Raw genomic sequence first — 18,393 nt, 5'->3', positions numbered from 1 at the left:
GTGACTCGCCGGCGGAGAGTTTCATCGGTAGGCGGCGAGGCGTTTGGCGAGGGTGGTGGCGGCTGTGTCGTCCTTGACCTCGCGGATGCCGACGATCGGGGTGACCGAGACGAAGCCGGCGGCGAGCAGGGCTTCGTCGGAGCCTGGCACCGGGTTCGCGGCCGGCGGTTGGAGTTCGATCATCGGCTCGCCGGTCGGGGCCGTCGTACCGGTGATCCGGGACCGCTTGATCGGGGCCAGGGACGCGTGCCGGGCGCCGGCCAACTGGTCGAGCGGGCGGTCCGGCACGTTGATCGTCAGCACGGTCCCGGCCGGCTCCGGCACGATCCAGGTCAGCGCCTCGGCGGCGACCGCACCCGCGGTCTCCCAGTGCGCCGGGTCTTCGGAGTCGATGCTGACGGCAACCGCCGAGATGCCCTGCCCGGCCGCGGTCAGCGCCGCGGCCACGGTGCCGGAATGGAAGATCGGTACGCCGATGTTGTGGCCGCGGTTGATTCCGGACACGACCACGTCGGGCGCCGCGCCGAACGCCCCGACGGATGCCAGCGTCACCGCGAGGGCCGGCGTCCCGTCGATGCCGTGGTAGGCGATACCGCCCTCCTCCTCGACGTCGGTCCGGATCGGGCGGCCGACCATCCCGGCCCGGGCCGAGCCGACACCGCTCTGGTCGTCGAGCGGCGCCACCACCAGGACGTCGTGCCCCAGTTCGGCGATCGCGGGTGCGAGCGCCCGGATCCCCGGAGCCTGGTAACCGTCGTCGTTGGTGATCAGGACTCGCAGGTTCTCGGGCGCCATACCTCTACCCAATCAGCCCCGATCTTCGATGTCACCCTCTGTCTCAAGGACTGCGCTGCGTAGCGTCTCGAGTGCTTCCGCGGAGGGCTCGGCCCACAGACCGCGCTGCGCCGCCTCGAGCAGGCGCTCGGCGATGCCGTGCCGCGCCCACGGGTTGGACCTGCGGAAGAACTCCGCCATCTCCGGGTCGGCGACGTACTCGGTCGTCAGCGTCTCGTACATCCAGTCGTCGACCACGCCCGCGGTCGCGTCGTACCCGAACAGGTAGTCCACCGTCGCGGCCATCTCGAACGCGCCCTTGTACCCGTGCCGCCGCATCGCCGCCATCCACCGCGGGTTCACCACCCGGGCCCGGAAGACCCGCTTGGTCTCCTCTTCCAGAGTCCGCGTCTTCACCTGCGCCGGTACGGCGGAGTCCCCGACGTACGCCTTCGGGTTCGAACCGGTGAGGTGGCGGACCATCGCGATCATGCCGCCGTGGTACTGGAAGTAGTCGTCGGAGTCCATGATGTCGTGCTCGCGGGTGTCCGCGTTCTTCGCCGCCACCTGGATCCGGGCGTACGCACGCTCCATCGACCCGCGCGCCTCGGTGCCGTCGAGATCCTTGCCGTACGCGTACCCGCCCCAGACCGCGTACACCTCGGCCAGTTCGGCGTCGGTGCGCCAGTTCCGCGCGTCCACCAGCGGCAGCAGGCCGGCGCCGTACGAACCTGGCTTGGAGCCGAAGACGCGGGCCGTCGACGAGCGTACGTCGTTGCCCGCAGCAACATCCGCGTCGACGTGGGCGCGCAGGTAGTTGTCGTCGGCCGGCTCGTCCAGCGCCGCGACCGTGCGCACGGCCTCGTCCAGCAACGCGACGACATGCGGGAAGGCGTCCCGGAAGAAGCCGGAGATGCGGACTGTCACGTCGACCCGCGGCCGGCCGAGCTCCGAGAGCGGGACCACCTCGAACCCGGTGACCCGGCGCGACGCGTCGTCCCAGACCGGGCGGCAGCCGAGCAGCCACAGCACCTCAGCCAGGTCGTCGCCCTGGGTGCGCATGGCCGACGTGCCCCACACCGTCAGACCGACGGATCGCGGCCACTCCCCTGTCTCGGCCTTGTGCCGGTTCAGCAGCGAGTCGGCCAGCGCGACGCCGACATCCCATGCGTTGCGACTCGGGATCGCCTTCGGGTCGACCGCGTAGAAGTTGCGGCCGGTGGGCAGGACGTTGACCAGACCACGCGTCGGCGACCCCGACGGGCCGGCTTCGACGAAGCGGCCGTCCAGCGCGCGCAGTACGTTGGTCAGCTCGTCGCCGGTCCTGGCGAGCCGCGGCACGACCTCGGTGGCGGCGAAGGTCAGCGACGCCTCGACTCCGGCCGAGGACCGCCCGAGCACCTCGGCCACGACCACCGGCACCTTCGCCGCGTCCCAGCTCAGCGTCTCCATCCCGACGACGAGCTTCCGTGCGACCGCCTCCAGCAGATCGACGCCGTCCGCGCCCGTCACCGCGGGCAGATCGGCCAGCGTCGCCAGGTCGGTGAGGTCCACCGCACGTCCCGGGTCGGCCAGAAGCTCGGACTCGGAGACGCCGAAGGTCTCGCCCAGCGCCGTACGCAGACCTGGGATCGAGTACGACCCGCCCCAGAGCTGCCGGGCTCGCAGTACGGCGAGCACCAGGTTGATCCGCGCCTCTCCGGTCGGCGCATCACCGAGCACATGCAGCCCGTCGCGGATCTGCACGTCCTTGATCTCGCACAGATACCCGTCGAGATGCAGGACGAACTCGTCGAACTCCTCGTCGTCCGGCTTCTCGGAGGTGTGCAGGTCGTGGTGCAGCTGAGCGGCCTGGATCAGCGTCCAGATCTGGGCCCGCAGGGTCGGCACCTTGTCCGGGTCGAGCGCCTGCACGGTCGCGTACTCGTCGAGCAGATACTCGAGCTTCGCCATGTCGCCGTACGTCTCCGCCCGGGCCATCGGCGGCACCAGGTGATCGACGACGGTCGCGTGCGCACGCCGCTTCGCCTGGGTCCCCTCGCCGGGGTCGTTGACGATGAACGGGTAGACCATCGGCAGATTCCCGAGTACGGCGTCCGGCGCGCAGTCGGCCGCCAGACCGATGCCCTTACCCGGCAGCCACTCCAGCGTCCCATGCTTGCCCAGGTGTACGACGGCATGCGCGCCGAATCCGCCGTCGTCGACGGACGCCTCGAGCCAGCGGTACGCCGCCAGGTAGTGATGCGACGGCGCCATGTCCGGGTCGTGGTAGATCGCGACCGGGTTCTCCCCGAACCCCCGCGGCGGCTGGATCATCAGGACGACGTTCCCGAACCGCAACGCGGCCAGCGCGATCGCGGGCTCGTCCCCGGACGTGTCGACGTACAACTCCCCCGGCGGCGCCCCCCAGGCCTCGGTCATTGCCTCTCGCAACGATTCTGGGACGCGGCCGAACCACTGCTCGTACGTCGACAGCGGGATCTTCGCCACCGCGTTGGACAACTGCTCGTCGGTCAGCCAGTCCACGTCGTGACCACCGGCGGCGATCAGGCGATGGATCAGCCCGTCGCCTTCCAGCTCACCGACCTCGAGACCACCGAGGTCGTACCCGGCCTGCTGCAACTGTTCGAGCAGCACCACCGCCGACGCCGGGGTGTCGAGTCCGACCGCGTTTCCGATCCGCGCGTGTTTGGTCGGGTACGACGACAGCACCAGCGCGAGGCGCTTCTCGGCCGGCGGCACGTGCCGAAGACGCGCATGCGCAACCGCGATTCCGGCCAGTCGAGCGCAGCGCTCGGTGTCGGGCGCGTAGCGGGCCAGCCCGTCGGCGTCGTACGACTTGAAGGAGAACGGGATCGTGATCAGCCGCCCGTCGAACTCAGGGATCGCCACCTGAGTCGCTGCGTCCAGCGGGCTGACCGCCGCGTCGCTGGCAAGCCACTGCTCGCGCGTCGAGGTCAACGCGAGGCCCTGGATCAGCGGGATGTCGAGCGACGCGAGCGCACCCGCGTCCCAGGCGTCGTCCGAGCCACCCGCGCTCGCGTCGGCAGCGACCGATCCGCCCGCGGCGAGCAGGGTGGTGACCAGTACGTCGCACTTCCGCAGCAACTCGAAGAGTCCGGCGTTCTCGGCACTGTCCGGATCGAGTCCGCGGAGCGTGCCGCAGTACACCGGCAAGGGCTGGGCACCGGCGGCTGTCACCGCCGCGGACAGTGCGTCCACGAAGGCGGTGTTCCCCGAGATCTCGTGGGCGCGGTAGTACACGATGCCGACGACCGGGCGCTCGTCCTCGACGAACGTCCCGCGCACGCCGTACGCCGGGAGCGCCCGAGGCGGATCGAAGGCGTCGCCGGTCAGCAGCAGCGTGTCGCGGAGGAAGCCGGCCAGGTTGCGCAGGTTCTCCGCGCCGCCCTCGCGGAGATAGGCGAGGGCCTCCGTCACGGCACCGGCCGGCACGGTCGACAGCGACATGAGTTCGGCGTCCGGCGCGGACTCGCCGCTGACCACCACGGCCGGTTTGCCGGACGCGACGACGGCGTCGAGTCCTTCCTCCCAAGCCCGGCGGCCGCCGAGCAGGCGGACCACCACGATCTCGGCGTCCGCGAGCAGCGGATCGAGATCGTCCAGGTCGAGCCGGGCGGGGTTCGCGACCGTCCAGCCGGCCTCCGCCTCGGAGGCGGCGAGCAGGTCGGTGTCGGCAGTGGAGAGCAGCAGGAGGTTGGCGGGCATGCGCAACCGGTCCTTCCTCGGGGTGTCCACGCCCCGTCCGGAGGTTCGACGGCGGCAGTTCCTGACTCCCACGCAAGGTGGTCACAGTGGCGGGACCGTCCCGGACTCACACCGGGTTCCTGCTGATGCCGTCGGATGACCTGGCCGACTCTAGCCGACCGGAGTGTGTTCCACGTCGGGCGTGACGCAGAACTCAGCGGTGCATGGCGTAGTGGGCGGCGAGGAGGTCGGTGCCCCAGTCGTTGCGGAGGTCCCGCCAGACGGAGTGGATGTGGTTGGCGTTGTCCTGGGTGTTGTCGTACTCGGCGAGGAAGGTCGGGCCGGCGATCGAGTAGTAGTGGCGGTTGCCGATGCCGGGCTCGGTCTTGCCGGCCCAGGCGAAGGTGAGGCGCTCGATGCCGTGGTCGGTGATGTCCTGCCACGTCTGCAACCCGATCGGCCCGGCGGCACGTCCGACGTACTGGCCGACGAGGAGGCTGAGCACCTGGCGTTGTTCCGCGGTCATGTCGCCGTACGCCAGGCCGCGGTAGAGAACTGAGGGGTCGGCGACCGGGTCGTGGCGGGTGAGGATGTCGTCGGGGGCCTCGTCGGAGACCACCGCGATCGCGCGCTGGCCGGGCTCGAGCGCGTGCAGGAGCTGGAAGCCGAGGTCCTGCTCGGCCGCCAGGAAGCGCCGGCCGGCCTGCGGACCAGATGTGACCTCGGCCGGGTTCGACCCGATGAACTGCGGGGTGAACGCGATCCCGCCGTCGACGAGCGTCACGTGCAGCGCGAGGTGATGGCCGTTCAGGCGCCACGCCCACGGCTCTGTCCCGGCCGGGTCGCCGAGCACCCGGAGGAAATACCGCCCGCCGAGCACGGATCCTTCCCACTCCCCTGTCGGCGGCAGGTCGGGGATCCCGCGCAGGATGACCTCGGCCTCCAGCACCGCCATGGAGTCGGCCGCGCCGCGCTCGCTGCAACCGATCTCGACCAACCGCTCGGCCAGCCGCTGCTGCGCCGGCGTCAGCTCCGACAGCGGCAGACCCGGCCGATCACCCGGCAGGTACGTCCATTCCTTGTGATCGGGCGTGTCGAACGCCGCCCTGATCTTGTCCAGCTGGGCGGGTGTCAGACTCGCCAGCAGGTCGAGTACCGCTTCCCGGGTCTGCTCTACAACCATGCCGATCGCTCCCGTTCCGTCGGTTCGCCGGGTGTTCCCAGGTCCATCCTCACGCCTTTCGCCGGCTCACGATGGCAAGCATTGCTGCGGCTGCTGTCGCCGCCACGGCGACGCGCCGTGCGAGGGCGGCGGTACGGCGGACGTCCGCAACCGTCGGCGGGGGTCCGTCACCCAGCGTGCCGCGGTCCTCGTCATAGTCGCCGTACCTGTTCCGCCCACCGAGTCTCAGGTCGAGCGCACCGGCGAACGCGGCCTCGACCGGACCCGCGTTGGGACTCGGGTGCTTCGCGGCGTCCCGCTGCCACACCTCGACCGCCGCGCCCGGCCGCCCCGCCGCGAGCCCGGTCAGCAAGGCGCAGGCCCGCGCCGGGAGCAGATTGAGTACGTCGTCCAGCCGGGCAGCGGCCCACCCGAAGTTGAGGTACTTCGCCGACTTGTATCCGACCATCGCGTCCAGCGTGTTGGCGGCGCGGTAGCCGAGCAAGCCGGGGACGCCGAACACACCGCCCCAGAGCAGCGGGGCGACACACGCGTCGGACGTGTTCTCGGCCAGCGACTCCACGGTCGCACGGGCGAGTTCGTCGGCCTCGAGGTCGGTCGCGTCCCGCGCGCACAGGTGGCTCAAACGATCCCGAGCGGCCGGGATGTCCTTCTCCTCGAGCAGACCGGCCATCGCCTCGGCCTCGCGATCCAGGCTGCGGGCGCCGAGCACGGTCCACGTCGCGGCGGCAGTGACGAGCGTATGGACGATCGGCCGCTGTCGGGTCAGGCGTTCCACGATCGCTCCGGCGGCGGTCGCCGTACCGACGAGGACGGCCGTGTACGCCGTACCGGCTGTGCGGGAGTCGTCGTACCAATGCGTCTCCAGCCGGGTCGCGACCTGGCCGAAGCCGGCCACCGGGTGGTAGCGGCGGGGGTCGCCGACGAGGCGGTCGGCGGCGAAACCGAGAATCAGACCCAACGCTCTGGACACCCTCGGAAGTCTGCCAGGCGCCGGTGTGTAAGGGTGAGCGGCATGGGAATCGCGGAACTGCTCCGGGAGGCCGACGGGAGCGGGGACTTCGGGGTATGGCTGGGCCGGCTGGACGGCGTACCGGTGTTCGAGCATCAGGCGGAGCGGACGCACTACTCCGCCAGCACGATGAAATTGCCGGTGGCGATGGCGATGATGCGCAAGGTCGAGGCGGGTGAGCTGAAGCTCGACCAGCCGGTGACCGTGCACAACGATTTCGAGTCCGCGGCCGGCGGCCGCTTCGGCGTGAACCGGGACGAGGACGACGCGCCGACGACCTGGACGAAGCTGGGTACGCAGGTACCGCTGGGGTGGCTGGCGACAGAGATGATCACCCGGTCCAGCAACCTGGCGACGAACCTGGTGCTGGAACAGGTCGGGATCGAGGCGGCTCATGCGGTGCTCGCGGAGTCGACACTCGCCGGCTCCGAGGCGGCGGGTGAGGGAGCGGCGCTGTCCGGCCGGAGCGCGATCCGGCGCGGGATCGACGACCTGCCGGCGCGACGGGCCGGTATCAGCAACGAGATGAGCCCGGCCGGGCTGGCCGGCGTACTGGTTGCGGTGGGCAAGCAAGAAGGTGCCTCCGGCGACCACCTGCGCGACCTGCTGGCCCGGAACGAGTGGAACGGCGAGATCCCCGCGTTGCTGCCGGCCGGGACCAGGGTCGAACACAAGAACGGGTGGGACACCCGGATCCGCCACGACGGCGGCATCGTCCGCCCGCCGGACGCCGAACCGTTCGTGCTCGTGGTCTGTACGACCTCCGACCTGCCGGACGCGGACGCGCAGAAGCTGATCGCGTCGATCGCCTTGGAGGCCTGGAACCACCGGCACGAGTTGGAAGCCGTCCGATGAAGATCTCCACGCATCTGGTGTCCGCGCCGCTGCATACGCCGTTCGTGACGGCTCTGCGTACGGCGACGCACGCCGACTCGCTGCTGGTCGAGGTCAGCGACGGCTCGATCAGCGGCTGGGGCGAAGCACCGCAGGTCTGGAAGGTGACGGGCGAGTCGCTCGCCGGTGCGCAGGCGTGCGTCGAGGGTCCGATCGCCGCCGCACTGGACGGGCTCGGCCCGGATGACCTGACCGAGGCGCTGCGACGCGTGCAGAACGCTGCCGTCGGCAACTTCGGCGCCAAGGGCGCTGTCGACGTCGCGCTGCACGACCTGGCCGCCCGGCGTCGCGGGCAGACGCTGCACGGGTTCCTCGGCTCGACGATCGACACCGTGGCAACCGACGTCACGCTGTCGGCCGGGGACGCCGACGCACTGGCCGCCGCCGCGCGTGACCGGGTCGCGGACGGGTTCGACGTCCTGAAGGTGAAGGTCGGCACCGGTGACGCCGCCTCCGACGTCGCGCGGGTCCGCCGGATCCGCGCCGAGATCGGTCCCGGCCCTCGGCTCCGCCTGGACGCGAACCAAGGGTGGACACGCCGCGACGCCGTCACCGCGATCCGCGCGCTGGAGGACTGCGACCTCGAACTGGTCGAGCAGCCGGTGCCCGCCGCCGATCTCGAGGGGATGGCTTGGGTGACCGACCGGGTCGGTACGCCGATCCTCGCCGACGAGTCCGTGTACGGCGTCCGCGACCTGGTCGCCGTGATCCGGCACGGAGCCGCCGACATGGTGAACGTGAAGCTGGCCAAGTGCGGCGGCCTCGGGCCGGCCCGGACGCTGCTCGAACTGGCCCGGGAGCACGGGATCAGGACGATCGTCGGATCGATGATGGAAGGCCCGGTCGGCGTCGGCGCGGCGGCCGCACTCGTGTCGGCGTACCCGACGTCGGCGGTCAACGACCTGGACGCCGCCTGGTGGCTGCGCGAGCCTCCGGTGACCGGCGGAATCCGCTACGACGGCGCGCTGATCCACCTGCCTTCGGCTGCTGGACTCGGCGTGACAGGCTTGACCGTATGAAGCTAGTCGCCGCCAAAGTCCCGGTCAGCACCGTGTGGACCGCACCGGACGCGCCCCGGGACATCGACGCCCCTGCGATCGCCGCCCAGCCCGACGTGGCCGCGTGGGCCAAGTCGATGGACACCGAGACCCGGCTCGGCCTGCACGGCCGGACGCTGACCCAGCTGCTGTTCGCCGAGCCCGTGCTGGTGCGGTCCGAACGCGACGGGTGGTCGGAGATCATCGCGCCGTGGCAGCCGTCGTCACAGGACGCGCTCGGCTATCCCGGCTGGGTGCCGTCGAGTCACCTCGGTGAGCTGCCCGGGGCCGCATCCGACCCGGTCGCCGTCGCCGTACCCACTGCTGCACTGCTGGCCGAGCCGCGTGGTGATGCTCAGGTGCTGGGCGAACTGTCGTTCGCCACGGTGCTCGCGTCCGTTGAGCACGCGGACGGGTACACGCGGGTGGCGACTCCGGATGGTGGGTCGGGCTGGCTGGCGGACGACGTACTGCGGTCCGGTCCGGGCTCGGCCGAGGACCGGCTGCGGCTGGGGTCGCAGTTCCTGGGGCTCGAGTACCTGTGGGGAGGTACGTCGGCGTACGGGCTGGACTGCTCGGGGCTGGTGCATACGGTCAGCCGGGTGCTCGGTGTGCGGACGCCGCGCGACGCGCACGACCAGGCGGACACGCTCGAGAACATCCCGTTCGACCAGGCACAGCCGGGGGACCTGTACTTCTTCGCCCGGCCCGGCAAGGCCGTCCACCACGTCGGCTTCGTCTCGCCGGAAGGCATGCTGCACGCCTCGGAGACCGGCAAGCGCCTGGAGAACGAGCCCGTCTCCGACGAACGCCGCGCCACCCTGGTCACCGCCGCCCGCCTCTAGCCGCCGTCCCGGCACACGCAAGTCGCCCCGGACCGAGTGGTCCGGGGCGACTTGGTGTCTGGGGTGTCAGGCCTTCTTGGCGTCGGTCTCCTCCGGCTCGCGGAGGGCGTCCAGCTCGGCCTTCGTGTGGTCGTCGAGCCGGCCATCGGTCCGGTCCTGGAGCCCCGAGCCGGTCGCGCCGTTCGCCGACTCGACCGGAACGGACTCGTCCAGCTCGCCACCGCCGGCCGACTCCGACCGCGCCACGGTCCGCGACTTGCGCAGGCTGGCGACCGTGGTGATCGCGAGCGTGATCACGATGAAGCCCAGCGAGAACCAGATCGGGATCTCCGGCGCCCACTCGATGTGGTGACCGCCGTTGATGAACGGCAACTCGTTGACGTGCATCGCGTGCAGGACCAGCTTCACGCCGATGAAGGCGAGGATGACCGACAGGCCCATTGACAGGTACACCAGCCGCTTCAGCATGTCGCCGAGCAGGAAGTACAGCTGCCGCAGACCCATCAGGGCGAACACGTTCGCGGTGAAGACCAGGAACGGCTCCTGGGTCAGGCCGTAGATCGCCGGGATCGAGTCGAGCGCGAACAGCAGGTCGGTGGTGCCGAGCGCGATGATCACGATCGCCATCGGGGTGACCAGACGCTTGCCGTTGCTGATCACGGTCAGCTTCACGCCGTTGTACTCGTCGGTGGCGTTGAGGCGCCGCTTGGCGAACCGGATGACCGCGTTCTCCTTGAAGTCGTCCTCGTCGTTCTCACCCTGCTTGGCCAGGTGGATCGCGGTGTAGACCAGGAACGCGCCGAACAGGTAGAAGATCCAGGAGAACTGGTTGATCGCGGCCGCGCCGACGGCGATGAAGATGCCGCGGAATACCAGCGCCAGGATGATGCCGATCAGCAGCGCCGTCTGCTGGTACTGCCTCGGCACCCCGAACCTGGACATGATGATCAGGAAGATGAACAGGTTGTCGACACTGAGGCTGTACTCGGTCAGCCAGCCGGCGAAGAACTCTCCTGCGTACTGACCGCCGGAGAACACCCAGACCCCGAGGCCGAAGACGACCGCCAGACCGACGTAGAACGCGATCGCGGTCGCGGACTCCCGGGTGGTCGGTTCGTGCGGGCGCCGCCCGATGATGAAGACATCGAACGCGAGCAGCGCGAGGAGCACGCCGACAGTGATGTACCAGACGTAGTCAGCAACGTGCACAGGAAACCTCCGGAGCGCAGACGGAACGGGACTCCGAAGGTCTCTTCCGCCTGACTCGTTCAGCCGAGCCTGGCCGGCGGCACCGGGCGCGGGTGCGAACCCTTGACCGTGATGACGATACCGCCGCGAAAGGAATACTCCCCTTCTCCAGCCCTATTCTGGCGGGTGGATGTCCAAGTCTCCAAATCCGGAGCGCCGGGTCCACTTGTCGGAATGATCACGGCTCGCGACGGGAATATCCGCGTTCGGTGACGGATTGTGCATGGTGAATGCTCGAATCAGGCCGGGACAGGCTGTGTACGGCGTACTGTATACGCCATCATCTCCCGCTGTCGTGACTCCGCGTAGTGATCAGGACGGCCGCTTCGACTTCGGAAGTTTCGCCACGATCGTCTCGTACGACGTGTCGATCAGCTCCAGGATCTCGTCGTCGGGGACGGCGCCGCGGAGGCGGACGGTGTTCCAGCCCGAGCGGCCGATGTACGCCATCTTGGCGACGTCGTCCGGGTAGGTGTCGACCAGTTCGTCGGCCTCCTCGCGGTTGCTGCCGCACTTGAGGCCGACCCCGTCGCCGCCGAGGAACGCGAAGATCTTGTCCCCGACCTTTGCGACCAGGTCCCCCTCCCACGGCTCGTCCTGCCAGGCCCCCGGCTTCCCCAAGCAGTACTCGAGGACCTCCGCTCCGGTCAGTCTCCCCATCTCACCCCGCGCCTCCGAGAGTCACCGCAGGGGCTACTTGGCGCCGGCGGCGGTCATCTGGCGGAGCTCCTTCTTGAGTTCGGAGATCTCGTCGCGGTAGCGGGCGGCGACCTCGAACTGGAGCTCGGCGGCGGCGTTGTGCATCTGGTCGGTGAGCTGCTGGATCAGGTCGGCCAGGTCCGACGACGGCAGGCCGCCGGCCAGCTCCTTCGCCTTCTCCCCCGCTCTCGCCTTCCCGCCACCCGGCACCGGCGCCTTCCCGCGCGACTGGGTCCGGCCGGAGCCGAGCAGCTCGGCCGTGTCGGCGTCCTCGCGCGCCAGCATGTCGGTGATGTCGGCGATCTTCTTCCGCAGCGGCTGCGGGTCGACCCCGTGCGCCTCGTTGTAGGCGATCTGTTTCGCCCGGCGCCGGTTCGTCTCGTCGATCGCCTGCTCCATCGACGGGGTGATCTTGTCGGCGTACATGAACACCTGACCGGACACGTTCCGGGCGGCGCGGCCGATGGTCTGGATCAGCGACCGGCCCGACCGCAGGAAGCCCTCCTTGTCGGCGTCCAGGATGGCGACGAGCGACACTTCCGGAAGGTCGAGACCCTCCCGCAGCAGGTTGATGCCGACCAGCACGTCGTACTCGCCCATCCGGAGCTCGCGGAGCAGCTCGACCCGGCGGAGCGTGTCCACCTCGCTGTGCAGGTACCTGGTCCGGATACCCATCTCCAGCAGGTAGTCGGTCAGGTCCTCGGACATCTTCTTGGTCAGCGTGGTGACCAGGACCCGCTCGTCCCGCTCGACCCGGATCCGGATCTCGTGGATCAGGTCGTCGATCTGGCCCTTGGTCGGCTTCACGATCACCTCGGGGTCGACCAGACCGGTCGGCCGGATGAGCTGCTCGACGTACCCGTCCGACTTGTCCTGCTCGTACTGTCCCGGGGTCGCGGACAGGTAGACGGTCTGCCCGATCCGCTCCAGGAACTCCTCCCACTTCAGCGGCCGGTTGTCCATCGCCGACGGCAGCCGGAACCCGTGCTCGACCAGCGTCCGCTTCCGGGACATGTCGCCTTCGTACATCCCGCCGATCTGCGGCACGGTGACGTGCGACTCGTCGATGACGAGCACGAAGTCCTCGGGGAAGTAGTCCAGCAGGCAGTGCGGCGCCGACCCGGGCTCGCGGCCGTCGGTGTGGCGCGAGTAGTTCTCGATTCCCGAGCAGGTCCCGATCTGGCGCATCATCTCGATGTCGTACGTCGTACGCATCCGCAGCCGCTGCGCCTCCAGCAACTGGCCGTTGCGCTCGAGCTCGGCCAGCCGCTCCTCCAGCTCGGCCTCGATCGACTGGATCGCCCGCTCCATCCTCTCCGGCGCGGTCACGTAGTGCGTCGCGGCGCCGATGTAGAGCTCTTCCTCCTCGCTCAGCACCTCGCCGGTGATCGGGTGCAGCGTCATCAGCCGCTCGATCTCGTCGCCGAAGAACTCCACCCGGACCGCGAGCTCCTGGTACACCGGGAAGACCTCGAGCGTGTCGCCGCGGACCCGGAACGTGCCGCGGGTGCCGGCCAGGTCGTTGCGCGCGTACTGCACCCCGACCAGCTTGCGGAGCAGGCCGTCGCGGTCCATCTCGGTGCCGACCTTCACGTGGATCATGCGGTTCAGGTACTCGTCCGCGGAACCCAGGCCGTAGATGCACGAGACGGTCGCGACCACGATCACGTCGCGGCGAGTGAGCAGCGACCAGGTCGCCGAGTGCCGCAGCCGCTCGACCTCCTCGTTGATCGAGGAGTCCTTCTCGATGTAGGTGTCCGTCTGCGGGACGTACGCCTCCGGCTGGTAGTAGTCGTAGTACGAGACGAAGTACTCGACGGCGTTGTCGGGGAAGAACTGCCGCAGCTCGTTGGCGAACTGGGCCGCGAGGGTCTTGTTCGGCTGCAGGATCAGCATCGGGCGCTGGATCCGCTCGGCCAGCCAGGCGACGGTCGCCGTCTTACCCGTCCCGGTCGCACCCAGCAGTACGACGTCCTGTTCGCCGGCCTTGATCCGCCGCTCGAGGTCCGCGATCGCGGCCGGCTGGTCACCGGCCGGCTCGAAATCCGACACCACCTTGAACGGCGCGACCATGCGCTGGAGATCCGACACCTGTCTCATGCACTCCACCGTACGGCCCGCCCCCGACAGTTTCTAAAAACCGCAGGTCAGACGCACAAACAGCCGGGTACGGCGGGCTGGGCGGCCGCCCGCCGTACCGGTCAGAAGCTCTTGATCAGGGTGTTGTTCATGAAGACGAGCTCGTTGACCCGGCGCTTGTAGACGCGGGTCTCGAGCGCTGCGTCGGTGGCGGTGACCCGGTCCCACTTGTCCTGGTACGCCGTGACGAAGCCCTGCATCGCGACCCGTTTGCCGTTGCTGCCCACCCACACGCCGGTGTACGTCAGCGCGTAGCAGGCCTTGATGTTCTCGTTGGCCGGCTTGCAGACGACGCCCTTGCCGATCCGGACGCCCTGCATGCCGTTCGACTCGATGTCGACCAGGTGCTCGGCGAACCCCTTGGCGTCGTACAGCTCGGTCTGCCGCACCCAGTAGTACCCGTCGATCAGGCCACGGGCGCTGAATTGCTGCAGGATGTAGTTCTTGCCGGCCTTGGACTTGTCCCAGTCCGGCAGCCAGCCCTTGGCCGGGGTGAACCACACGCCCCAGCCGACCTCGATGCCCTTGTCGTCGGGACCGGGAGTGTCCACCGGCTTGGTCGGCGTGGGCGGGGTGTACAGGGTGCCGACCGGATCCGGCGTCGGCCTCGCGGCCGGCGTCGCGTCGTCACCGCCGCCGGTGACCAGCAGCACCACACCGACCGCGACCAGGACGACCGCCAGCACGGCACAGCCCACGATGATCCACTGCGACCGGTTCGACCTTCCCGGCCGCTGCGGCTGCCGCGGCCCGGTCCCCCAGCCGACCGGGCCGGGTCCACCCGGTCCGGGCGCAGGTCCCCACCCGCCGGCCGAGGGGGCGGGTGGCGGTCCCGGCGGCGGCCCGTACTGCTGACTCATAGTTGTTCCTCGCGGTATGTCTGGGGATTCGTCATCAGAGGCTGTCGAGTACCGACTTCTTCATCACCTCGGCGTCCGCCTCGGCCTTCTGGGCGAAGTCGACCCTGGTCCGGAAGTCGAGTGCGGTGGCCACGTTGTCCTTGCGCCGGTACACCTCGACGTAGCCCTGCACCTTCACGTCCAGCCCGTTCTTGTCCTTGGCGGTGGAGGTGTAGCTGATCGCGACGCACTCCTCCAAGACGTCCTTCGGGCACGGCAGGTTCCGGGTGTTGCCGAGCTGGGCGATCTCGTTCTCGGTCTCGCCCTCGACGATCGCCAGCAGGTACGCCTGCGCGCTGACGTTCTGCTTCTGCCGGACCCAGAAGAACGCCCGCGGCTCGCCGTTCGGTGCGTAGGTGACGAGTTCCTTGCCCTGCGGCTCGGTCTCCAGCAGGCTCCAGCCCGCGACCGGTACGACGGATACACCGAAGCCGACCTGGATCGCGTCGGCCGGCGGCACGTACGTCGTGACCGGCGTACTCGCCGTCGGCGCCGGCGACTGGGTCGGCGGCGTGCCGGCGGTGTCGTCACCGCCGGACAGCAGCACGAGCGCGACCGCGACCAGCACGACCACGAGCAGTCCGGCGCCGATTGGGATCAGCAGCGGCGGGATCCGCGGCCGCTTCTTCTGCGGCGGCGGCCGTCGCAGCGAGGGCGGACCGATCTTGTCGCCCCACGCCGAGCTCGTCTCCGTTGCCGGGCCGGAACCAGCCGTGTCGGTCCACGGACCGGGCGGAGGTTCGACGTCCAGGTTCCACGGCGACGGCGGCGGCTCCGGGTCCTGCGGAGCCGCCGTGTCGTCGTTGTCCGGCCCGGGCCTACTGACCCAGGGGTTGCCGCCGGAACCCTTGTCGCGCTTCCCGGTCACTGGCTCTTGATCACCGACTGCAGCATGGCCGTCGAGTCGGGGTCGATCGTGGCCAGCTTGTCCTTGCGGCCGTACACCCGGATGATCGTGATCACGCCGTCGTTGCGCTCGATCACGCCGACGAAACCGACCACCGGCAGGCTGCCGTTCTGGGTCGTGGACACGGCCTGGAAGCTCTGGGTGGTGACGAGCTTGACGTCGGACTTGTCGTTCTCGCCCGGCTTGAGCTCCTTCGGCGCGTTCGTCTTGACCTGCGACAGGCCCTTGGTCTCGATCTTCAGCAGCTGCGGCAGCACCGTCGAGGTGCTCTCGCCCTGGGCCTTGAACGCGTTCACCATGAAGTACGCCTCGCCCTGCTTGAGCAGGTAGACGCCGGTGAAGTTGTCCACGCTCTTGCGGATGTAGCCGGGCCGCGGCTTCACGTAGACACCCTCGGCCACCTCGATGCCCTCGTCGACGTTGCCGGTCGGCTCCGGCGACGGGCTCTCGGTGCTGGTGGTGGTCGGCTCCGGGGTCGGGCTCGGATCGGCCTGCTTGTCGTCACCGCCACCGAAGATCAGCGCCAGGACGACACCGATCACCGCGACGACGGCGAGTGCACCGCCGGCCAGGAACAGGATCTTGTTCCCGCCCTTGCCGCGCGGGGGTTGGCCGCCGTACTGACCCCACTGCTGCTGGCCACCGCCGTACGGCTGCTGTTGCTGGCCCGGGTACCCCTGCTGGCTTGGATACTGCTGTTGGCCTGGGTACTGCGGCTGCCCAGGGTACTGCTGCTGACCCGGATAGGCCTGCTGCCCCGGCTGCTGGCCCTGGTACGGCGGTTGACCCGGCTGACCGTAGCCCGGCGGTGCCTGCTGCGGAGTGCCGTACCCAGGCTGCGCGGGCGGGGGCTGCTGCCCGTATCCCGGCTGTCCGTATCCAGGCTGCTGCTGACCCGGCTGCTGCCCATACCCGGGCTGCTGCGGACCGGGCTGCTGCTGTCCTGGCTGCTGTGGACCGGGCTGCTGGCCCGGCTGCGGTCCGTATCCCGGCCTGCCGCCGTACGGCTGCTGACCCTGGCCGCCGTACGGCGGTTGCTGGTTGCTCATGCCTGCGTCTCCCCGGTCGTCGCCTCATACCCACTTGGTGCAGCCGGTGTTGTCACGCCCCGGGCGGACTTCGGCACGGACCGCACCGAGTTGCCGCATGCGGAGCAGAAGTCGGAGTGCGGCAGCAGCGGCATCTCACAGCGCGAGCAGAAGGCAAGGTCGCCCGACGCGTGGTTGGTCCCGCCGCGCGCGGCGGCCTCCAGGGCGGCCTCGAGCAAGCCCTTGTGCAGCACGCTCCGGACCCGGATGATCAGCGCGCCGAGCAGCAGCAGTCCCCAGACGACGGCGAGGATCGCGCCGATCGTCGAACCGTGGCCGCCGACGAAGCCGAGCAGGTAGACACCGCCCTGGAACAAGGCGTTGATCCCGATCGCCTGGAGCACACCGGCCACCCAGCGCGGCGTGAACCCGTCGTACCCCTCGCCCAGACCGGAGAACTCGGCCGCGGCGAGGCCGGTCGCGGATCCGTAGATCAGCGGCTTGATGAACCCGTGCAGGACCACGATCGAGATCCAGGTGCCGGTGCTGCTGCCCGGGCCGGCGAAGCCGCCGCTGATCCAGCCCCAGTGGAGCACCAGGGTCTCGAAGCAGGCGAAGCCGACACCGGCCACCACGCCGAACGTGAAGCCGTCCATCAGGTCGTCGTACCGCGGCCGCGACGCCAGGTAGAGCGGGCCGACCTGGCGGATCAGCTCGGACACGACCGGGACCAGCAGGAGCAGGATCAGCAGGTCCCGGACGGCCGGTCCGGCGTCGTTGCCGCCGATCGTGTCGATGGACAGCCCGATCGTGTCCGACCACAGCCAGGTAAAGACCGAGGCCAGTACGCCGGTCAGCACGAACGCCGCGGCGACGACCGGGACCGGCTCGTCCTCCCACAGGTTCACGTCGTACAGGTAGAGGATGTAGACGATGGGAATGGCGAAGGCGGCCACCATGATCGCCACCGGCAGCGCGCCGAGCGCGGCCGTGACCACCGTCAGCAGCAGCGCGATGCCCAGGGCAACCTTGTACGTGTAGGGCTGCCGGCCGGCACCCTGCGGCATGATCGTCGAGACCAGCCGGAACGACGCCACCGGCTCATCCGGCCTGGCGGCATACGCCTTCTTCCGCTCGGCGTCCCCGGTGCGCACATCACTGCCACAGTGGTGACAGAAGTGTGACACCTCGGGGACGTCTGAGTTGCAGCGCGGACAGACCACGCCATCCTCCCAACCTCGGACGTCCGGACCGGCGCAGGGCGCGCCGACGGTTGCTGGCGGCCCGGTCACCCGGGCCGAACCGGGACAGATTCTCGTACAGGCCGCCCTGGATTCATCATTTACCGCGCAGGGGTCACTCTTTCGTGTCCGGACCGTGCCCTGCGCGGTCCTGTAACCCGTTCCACACCTCGTCGATCCGGCGGTCCAGGTCGGCGAGCGTGCCGGAGTTGTCGACGACCACGTCGGCCACCGCGAGCCGGTCCTCCCGGGACGCCTGACTGGCGATCCGGGCTTTCGCTTCGGCCTCGGCCATCCCGCGCTGGGTGGTGAGCCGCTCGACCTGTACGTCGACCGGCACGTCCACGACCAGGACGACGTCGAACCGATCGGCCTGGCCGGTCTCGACCAGCAGCGGGATGTCGTGCACCACGATCGCATCGGCCGGCGCGGTCGCCTCGATCTCGGCCGCCCGCGCGCGAACCCGGGGGTGGATGATCGCCTCCAGCGTCCGCCGGGCTGCCTCGTCACCGAACACGATCCGCCCCACCGCCGGCCGGTCCAGCTCCCCCGCCGGGGTCAGCACGCCGTCACCGAACGCCTTCACCACCTCGGCGAGCCCTTCGGTTCCCGCCGCCACCGCTTCCCGCGCCAGTACGTCGGAGTCGATCACCACAGCACCCCGCGCCGCCAACCGCGACGACACCGCACTCTTGCCGGACCCGATTCCGCCGGTCAGTCCCACTCTCAGCACACGAGCACCCTACCCAGCCAGAAGTCGTGGGCCTGACCAGAATGCG

15 protein-coding genes and 1 riboswitch are annotated in these 18,393 nt (G+C 69.7%); of the genes, 3 read left to right on the top strand and 12 right to left on the bottom strand.

The window, feature by feature from the left end:
- Positions 1–21 precede the first annotated feature (21 nt).
- The 4 genes from surE to ACYVOK_RS07245 all read right to left on the bottom strand — a co-directional run bounded on the left by surE (position 22) and on the right by ACYVOK_RS07245 (position 6,638).
- Positions 22–795: a 5'/3'-nucleotidase SurE gene (surE, locus tag ACYVOK_RS07260; protein ID WP_460661486.1), complete on the bottom strand. Its 774-nt coding sequence runs from the start codon at positions 793–795 to the stop codon at positions 22–24.
- A gap of 12 nt (positions 796–807) precedes the next feature.
- Positions 808–4,503 (bottom strand): cobaltochelatase subunit CobN, encoded by a 3,696-nt coding sequence (gene cobN, locus ACYVOK_RS07255; RefSeq protein WP_460661485.1) that lies wholly within the window; start codon positions 4,501–4,503, stop codon positions 808–810.
- A gap of 36 nt (positions 4,504–4,539) precedes the next feature.
- Positions 4,540–4,667: riboswitch (cobalamin riboswitch) on the bottom strand.
- A gap of 29 nt (positions 4,668–4,696) precedes the next feature.
- On the bottom strand, positions 4,697–5,665 hold the full coding sequence (locus ACYVOK_RS07250; RefSeq protein WP_460661484.1) for a DUF3500 domain-containing protein: 969 nt from the start codon (positions 5,663–5,665) through the stop codon (positions 4,697–4,699).
- Between the two features lie 49 nt (positions 5,666–5,714).
- Positions 5,715–6,638 carry a cobalamin biosynthesis protein gene (locus ACYVOK_RS07245; protein ID WP_460661483.1) on the bottom strand — a complete coding sequence of 308 codons (924 nt, stop codon included), beginning with the start codon at positions 6,636–6,638 and terminating at the stop codon, positions 5,715–5,717.
- A 42-nt stretch (positions 6,639–6,680) separates the two neighbouring features.
- Here ACYVOK_RS07245 and ACYVOK_RS07240 point away from each other — a divergent pair, with 42 nt between their 5' ends.
- From ACYVOK_RS07240 to ACYVOK_RS07230, 3 genes are read left to right on the top strand one after another with little or no spacing between them, the layout of a single operon-like run.
- Positions 6,681–7,532: a serine hydrolase gene (locus tag ACYVOK_RS07240; RefSeq protein ID WP_460661482.1), complete on the top strand. Its 852-nt coding sequence runs from the start codon at positions 6,681–6,683 to the stop codon at positions 7,530–7,532.
- A complete protein-coding gene (locus ACYVOK_RS07235; protein WP_460661481.1) occupies positions 7,529–8,590 on the top strand; it encodes a mandelate racemase/muconate lactonizing enzyme family protein in 1,062 nt (353 codons plus the stop codon). The genes ACYVOK_RS07240 and ACYVOK_RS07235 overlap by 4 nt, the downstream gene beginning before the upstream one ends.
- Positions 8,587–9,453: a C40 family peptidase gene (locus ACYVOK_RS07230; RefSeq protein WP_460661480.1), complete on the top strand. Its 867-nt coding sequence runs from the start codon at positions 8,587–8,589 to the stop codon at positions 9,451–9,453. The genes ACYVOK_RS07235 and ACYVOK_RS07230 overlap by 4 nt, the downstream gene beginning before the upstream one ends.
- A 66-nt stretch (positions 9,454–9,519) precedes the next feature.
- Here the strand turns inward: ACYVOK_RS07230 and ACYVOK_RS07225 are convergent, their stop codons facing one another.
- The 8 genes from ACYVOK_RS07225 to coaE all read right to left on the bottom strand — a co-directional run bounded on the left by ACYVOK_RS07225 (position 9,520) and on the right by coaE (position 18,347).
- Positions 9,520–10,662, bottom strand: a complete 1,143-nt coding sequence (locus ACYVOK_RS07225; protein ID WP_460661479.1) for a TerC family protein — start codon at positions 10,660–10,662, stop codon at positions 9,520–9,522.
- 351 nt (positions 10,663–11,013) lie between these two features.
- Positions 11,014–11,361: an MmcQ/YjbR family DNA-binding protein gene (locus ACYVOK_RS07220; RefSeq protein WP_460661478.1), complete on the bottom strand. Its 348-nt coding sequence runs from the start codon at positions 11,359–11,361 to the stop codon at positions 11,014–11,016.
- Positions 11,362–11,394: 33 nt separating this feature from the next.
- Positions 11,395–13,500, bottom strand: a complete 2,106-nt coding sequence (uvrB, locus tag ACYVOK_RS07215; RefSeq protein ID WP_460661477.1) for an excinuclease ABC subunit UvrB — start codon at positions 13,498–13,500, stop codon at positions 11,395–11,397.
- Between the two features lie 101 nt (positions 13,501–13,601).
- Positions 13,602–14,399, bottom strand: a complete 798-nt coding sequence (locus ACYVOK_RS07210) for a hypothetical protein (protein ID WP_460661476.1) — start codon at positions 14,397–14,399, stop codon at positions 13,602–13,604.
- Between the two features lie 34 nt (positions 14,400–14,433).
- On the bottom strand, positions 14,434–15,306 hold the full coding sequence (locus ACYVOK_RS07205; RefSeq protein WP_460661475.1) for a hypothetical protein: 873 nt from the start codon (positions 15,304–15,306) through the stop codon (positions 14,434–14,436).
- Positions 15,303–16,394 (bottom strand): hypothetical protein, encoded by a 1,092-nt coding sequence (locus ACYVOK_RS07200; RefSeq protein ID WP_460661474.1) that lies wholly within the window; start codon positions 16,392–16,394, stop codon positions 15,303–15,305. Before ACYVOK_RS07200 ends, ACYVOK_RS07205 begins: the two co-directional genes overlap by 4 nt.
- The gene (locus tag ACYVOK_RS07195; RefSeq protein ID WP_460661473.1) at positions 16,391–17,527 is read right to left on the bottom strand and encodes a PrsW family glutamic-type intramembrane protease; all 1,137 of its coding nucleotides are present in this window, start codon (positions 17,525–17,527) and stop codon (positions 16,391–16,393) included. The genes ACYVOK_RS07200 and ACYVOK_RS07195 overlap by 4 nt, the downstream gene beginning before the upstream one ends.
- A 202-nt stretch (positions 17,528–17,729) precedes the next feature.
- Positions 17,730–18,347, bottom strand: a complete 618-nt coding sequence (gene coaE, locus ACYVOK_RS07190) for a dephospho-CoA kinase (RefSeq protein ID WP_460661472.1) — start codon at positions 18,345–18,347, stop codon at positions 17,730–17,732.
- Between the last annotated feature and the right edge of the window lie 46 nt (positions 18,348–18,393).

This window comes from Kribbella swartbergensis, from assembly GCF_054784135.1.
Note: the sequence above shows the minus strand (reverse complement) of the source record. Positions and strands in the feature narration are given on the sequence as shown.